2 protein-coding genes and 1 pseudogene are annotated in these 3702 nt (G+C 66.3%); all 3 read right to left on the reverse strand.

Features of this window, described 5'->3' with window-relative positions; translation table 11 throughout:
- Positions 1 to 118 precede the first annotated feature (118 nt).
- Positions 119 to 1636 (reverse strand): fibronectin type III domain-containing protein, encoded by a 1518-nt coding sequence (locus tag AB0N17_RS45585; protein WP_366017575.1) that lies wholly within the window; start codon positions 1634 to 1636, stop codon positions 119 to 121.
- Positions 1637 to 1704: 68 nt separating this feature from the next.
- On the reverse strand, positions 1705 to 3246 hold the full coding sequence (locus AB0N17_RS45590) for an oligosaccharide flippase family protein (protein ID WP_366017576.1): 1542 nt from the start codon (positions 3244 to 3246) through the stop codon (positions 1705 to 1707).
- Positions 3243 to 3702: pseudogene (locus AB0N17_RS45595) on the reverse strand (hypothetical protein); the annotation flags it as partial. The gene AB0N17_RS45590 and the pseudogene AB0N17_RS45595, both read right to left, overlap by 4 nt.

The following is a 3702-nucleotide window of genomic DNA, read 5'->3' on the forward strand; positions in this document are numbered from 1 at the left end:
CTCATCGCCCGCTGGGGCGGCGAGGGCCGGACCCGGGCCTCGTGGAAGTTCATCCTGTTCACGCTGCTCGGCTCCTTCAGAACCCACGGATTACGCGGAGCGCAGGGTCTCCTGCGGTTCACTTTTCGGCAGTCGCGGCCACATCGAGGGGCACCGATCGGTGTGTTGTTGCCTTACCGTCGGTGACAGCGATCGTGTAGCGATGATGGGAGCCGGCGGCAACGGAGTCCGTGTACTTCATGTCCGGGAGGTCCCACTCGGCTGACCGCTGCTTCCGCGAGGCCACCAGGGTGCCGTCACGGTAGATCCGGTACGTCAACTCCGCGTCGTCCCGGTCCCATGTGGCACGCCAGTTCAGGGTGACCCGGCCAGCTCGTGCGGTTTTGGCGATGAGCTTGGGCGTCGTCTCCGGTGCCGCGTTGCGGTCTGCCGCGAACCGCGTCAGGCTTTGCTGGGGCTTGCCGTTGACCTGGGTGAATTCGCCGGCCGCCCAGAGGATTTTGCCGGCCATCACCAGCGCTCGGGGCCCTTGCTTTTGACCGATCCCCTCGTTGGTGTCGGGGAACCAGTGCAGGATGCGGCCGTCGCTGGTCGCGTTGGCCAGGAAGTGCTGGCGGTTGCTGTGTTCGGGAAAGCCCCCAGGCGTGGTGCCGCAGTTGTGGGCGTGGGACCCGCTGTACAGGATGTTCTTGTACACGAGTACGGTCTGTGTGGCGCCCTGGCAATCGTCCTTCCAGACCATATGGCCGTCGGACAGGCGGCCGGCGATGCGGCCGTCGAAGATGCCGGTCCCTTCTCCCTCTGCTCCCAGATAGAAGTTGTTCTTGTCGCGGGCCAGCGCCTTCACCGACGATCTCTGCGGAAGCCACCCCGGGAAGGAATTCACGGTCGAGCCGGTCGTGGCGTTCAGCGCGACCAGTGCGTGCTCCTTGGCACCGTTGACTTTGTCGAAGCGGCCTCCGACGATGAGCTTCTTGTGGTCGGGTACGACCAGGAGGGCTAGAACCGATTCGTCGATGTCCGCGCTGAACGGTTGCAGTTTGCCGCTGGGGCTGAAGACGGCGATGTGCTTCCTGCGCTGGCCATTGGCGACGCCGAAGTCGCCGCCCAGGTAGACCGAGGTGGCAGTGGTGGCGATGGCACGGACGGGTGCCGTCATCGCGGGACGGAAGTTTTTGCGCAGCGAGCAGTCTGCCGTGTTGAGGGCGGCCACGTTGGACACACCGGTCTTGTCGACCTTGCCGAAGGAGCCGCCGACATAGAGTGTCCGCCCGTCCGGCGAGGCCTTCATGGCGCGGATGGTCTCGGGCCCCCCCGCGAAGGCGGGGGCGCACGGCAGCAGTTTGCCGGTGACGGCGTCGAACGCAGCGAAGTTCTTGCGGACCACTTCCTTTTCACCTGGCTTGGCCCCCGGCGGGCGGACGCTGTCGAAGGTGCCGCCGACGTAGACGACACCGCGCGCGTATTCGATCGTCCAGACGACGCCGTTGGTCTGCCACGTCGCCAGGGGGGCGGCGGTCAGAGTTTTCTTGTGGTGTGCCTCCGAGCTAAAGGCTGTGGTGAGGGAGGCTGCTGACAAGAGGGCCACTGCGGTAGCGGTGGTGATGGCCCGTGTCGAGTTCTTTCTCAGGTGCATGGAACATCCCAGGTTGAGGGGTTCGAGTGGGGGGGGAAAGGCTCGGAGTCCAGGAAGGGACGGCGGCCTTATGCGATGCGCTTGGGCAGAACGTCGATGAGTTCGCGCAGTCCCAGCGGCCTGCTCAGGCGCCACAGACTGACGGCGAACGCGGACACGCCCAGGACGGTTCCAAGGGTCAGTCCGAGCGGTGTGTCACCGGCGAGCAGCCTGGCGGGCACGGCCAGCGCCGCGGTGAGACACAGGCCGACACCAGTCGCGATGAGGTATCCGCAGTCGATGGTGGTGAAGCCCGGATTGCGTCGTACGAGGGCAGCTGCCATGAGGTTTTCCACCACGATGGCTGCTCCCCAGGAAAGGGCCGCGCCCAGTACACCCATGCTGGGTACGGCCAGGAAGCCCACGGTCAGTTGTACCGTGAACGCGATGCCGGTGAGCACAAGGTGCCATGAGCTCTTGCCGGCCATGAGTAGCACCGTTTGCGCGTTGCCGGAGCTGATGTTGATCGCCGAGGCGATGCAGAGGACGACGAGGGCATCAGCTCCGTGTGCGAACTCCGGCCCGAACAGGCAGAGGAGGGTGGCGGGGAAACTCGCCAGGAGGACGAGGGGGGGCCATGACAACAGCACGATCCAGCGGGTCGAAATACGGTGCAGATGACATGCGTGTTGCACCTCGCCCAGGGCAAGCAGGCGACTGATCCGCGGTGCTACGGCTCTGCGGATGGCGGCCTGGACCAGCGTGCCCGCGAAGACCACCCGGGTGATGGCGGTGTAGATGCCTGCTTGTTCGCTCGTGGCCAGTCCAGAGAGCAGGATGACCCCCACCCAGACCGCACTGATGTCGAACACGGATGAGACGGCCCGTGGTGCGGAGAACGCCCAGAACTCGCTTGGGATGACGCTTGCTTCCTCCCCTGGCGCGCCACTGTGGGCCGCCCGGTACCGGCGCAGTGTGAGCCAGGCGATGACAGCCCCTGCCAGAGAGGGAATCAGCCATGCCGCAGCCATGCTCAGCACCCCGGGTGCAAGGAACACCAGCGGCACCGCGACGAGGACGCGCAGTGTCGGCTTGCCGACCTGCTCAACCCCGATATAGGGGAACATGGTGCCGTAACCCTGGCTCGCCCCGAGCAAGATCAGGCTGACGGTGGCCACGGGGAGGAACACCGCGAAGAGCCGGATGAGGGTGACGGCGTCCTTCACGTCCATGCTCGGCAGCAGTGCGGTGGCCACCGAGGGGAACAGGAACAGCACCGCGGCCGCGGCCGTACTCGCCATCATTGCCGGTACCAAGGCGGTGCGCAGGAGTGCGCCTACCTGCCGGCCGCCGCCTGTCGCCACGTCGCGGGAAACGAAGCGGACCATTCCCGTGTCGGCGCCGAGCTTGCAGATGTTGCTGAGGATGGTGAAAGCGCCGACTCCTGTGAACACCGCTCCCGCCCCTTGCGCCCCCAGGGTGCGCGCGACGAGGGCAACGAGGATGTAGGCGAGGACAGCACTGACCAGCGAGCCGAGCAGACCCCACGAGCCGCCCCGCGCGGCAGCGGCGACATCCTTGCGCAGGGCCGACCCCTCGTCCGCGGAAAGAATCGTTCCGGAGGCAGTCATCGCGAAGCGCTGAGTCTGTCGTCTGGAACCGAGGTGTCTTGCTTGAGCGCGAGCGTTTTCTGCTGTTGTGACGCGCCGTCGGTGTGGGACACGGGAGCGGGCATCTCCCTGGTGCCGACGAGTGACGCCGGCGACGTGGACGAGTCTTGCTTCCGCAGTCGGGGGAACCGGCTTCGTTGCGTGCCGGTGTCGAGCACCGGGCCCACGACACGCCCACCCAAGCAGCTGGCCAGCTGACGGATGCGCTTCGACTCGTCGTGCCTGGTGTGATCTCCGCCCACCGCAATGACACCGTCCACGCGTGGGGCGACCGTACGAGCCTCGGTGCGGATGGGCGGGCGGATGACGACGAACGCTGACGTTCTGGAATCGGTGCAGTCCAGGGCGCGGAAGCCCGTTGCAGATGCCAGGACTCCCCCGCTGGCAGCGCCCCGCTCGTCGAGGTGGAGCATGAAC

Origin of the sequence: Streptomyces sp. NPDC051133 (assembly GCF_040682635.1) — a bacterium.
Taxonomy (GTDB): domain Bacteria; phylum Actinomycetota; class Actinomycetes; order Streptomycetales; family Streptomycetaceae; genus Streptomyces.

Coding starts and splice junctions, on each gene's coding strand:
- AB0N17_RS45585 (WP_366017575.1), bottom strand. CDS start 1,636: ATGCACCTGAGAAAGAACTCGACACGGGCCATCACCACCGCTACCGCA.
- AB0N17_RS45590 (WP_366017576.1), bottom strand. CDS start 3,246: ATGACTGCCTCCGGAACGATTCTTTCCGCGGACGAGGGGTCGGCCCTG.